This is a genomic window from Streptomyces sp. NPDC015032 (assembly GCF_043080425.1).
GTDB lineage: Bacteria > Actinomycetota > Actinomycetes > Streptomycetales > Streptomycetaceae > Streptomyces.
In genome coordinates this window covers 1-1217 of sequence record NZ_JBIBVN010000127.1, presented here as the reverse complement: position 1 = coordinate 1217, position 1217 = coordinate 1, and the positions used below count along the sequence as shown (strand labels likewise).

At 65.7% G+C, this 1217-nt stretch carries 1 protein-coding gene; it reads right to left on the bottom strand.

Features of this window, described 5'->3' with window-relative positions:
- Positions 1 to 1058, bottom strand: a 1058-nt coding sequence (locus tag ACF08M_RS41675; protein WP_392190533.1) for a cytochrome b/b6 domain-containing protein, incomplete at its 3' end; no start/stop codon positions are given.
- Positions 1059 to 1217: the final 159 nt, after the last annotated feature.

Genomic DNA, 1217 nt, shown 5'->3' with positions numbered 1-1217 from the left:
GCACGCGGATCCGCATATTCCAGCAGCGCCTTTGCCCAGCCGATAAGGAACTTGCCGGCTTTCTGTACCACCCGCGGATAGCGCAGCGTGAGCGGCGATGCGGCCCACCAGACGGCCACCACGATGGCCATCCAGACGACATAGAGCCACCATCCGGTCCAGGAGGAGGTGTTCATGCCGGTGGTGATGTGGTTGAGGTTCTTGAACAGCCCGGTGATCCAGACCATGACGGTGTGGATGAAAATGAACCCGACAAAAGTCACCAGCACCATGAAATGGACGATGCGGGCCGTCTGGCGGTTGATCCGGCCCCAGCCCAGCCCGAACTTGGCGGCGATGGCCGGCGCCTGCAGCAGGCCGGTGATGAACGCCAGGGGCGCGGCGATGAAGACCACGACGAAGTAGGCGAGGATCTGCATGCCGTTGTACTGCGTCCAGCCCTTGTTGGCGGGAAAGTCCAGCGACCCGTACTGGATGGCAGTCGAGACGGCATTGGGGATGACGCTCCAGTCCACCGGCACCAGCCGCGCCCACTGCCCCGTGGTGAACAGCAGCACGTAAAACGCCACACCGGTAAGGATCCACAGGAAATCGCAGCTGAAATGCCACCAGCGGGCCAGGCCGATCGAGTGCCGAATCCCCGGCAGGCCGAGCCAGCGGGGCAGGGTGACCGCGTCGTCCTTGGCCGTCCACGCACGCTCCGGCGGCTCCTGCGCCATCCGGTCGGGTGGCACCGGGCCACGCAGCCGCAGCCGCTCCCGGCCGGGCATGCACCCGGCGTCCGTTTGCAGTCGTGGATGGTCGGCCAGGATCTGGATCCCGGCCCGGATGATGAACAGCATGAACAGCAAGTTCAGGAAGTGCAGGATGCGCAGCCACAACGGGAACCCGTTGGTGACGGGCGGCTGGAAGTCGCCCGTCCCGGGGTGACTGGCGATCCAGCTCTGCACCGCCGAATAGGTGCGCAGCTGCTGGCACACCGCGATCCAGGCGATCAGCCCCGCAATACTGACCGGGATCAGCCAGGCAGTGCTGTACCAGCGCTTACCGATGCGCACTTCCGGGATCCGCGCCCTGATTGGGGGGATCCGCCGCGACCACTCCGCGACGACGACACGGTCCTCGGCAGAACTGAGCTCGCTCTCCAGGGGATCGGGGGCACCAAGAGGGTCCGAACCCGATGCCGCACGAGCTTCCTCCGCCCTCTGCCTTTTGTC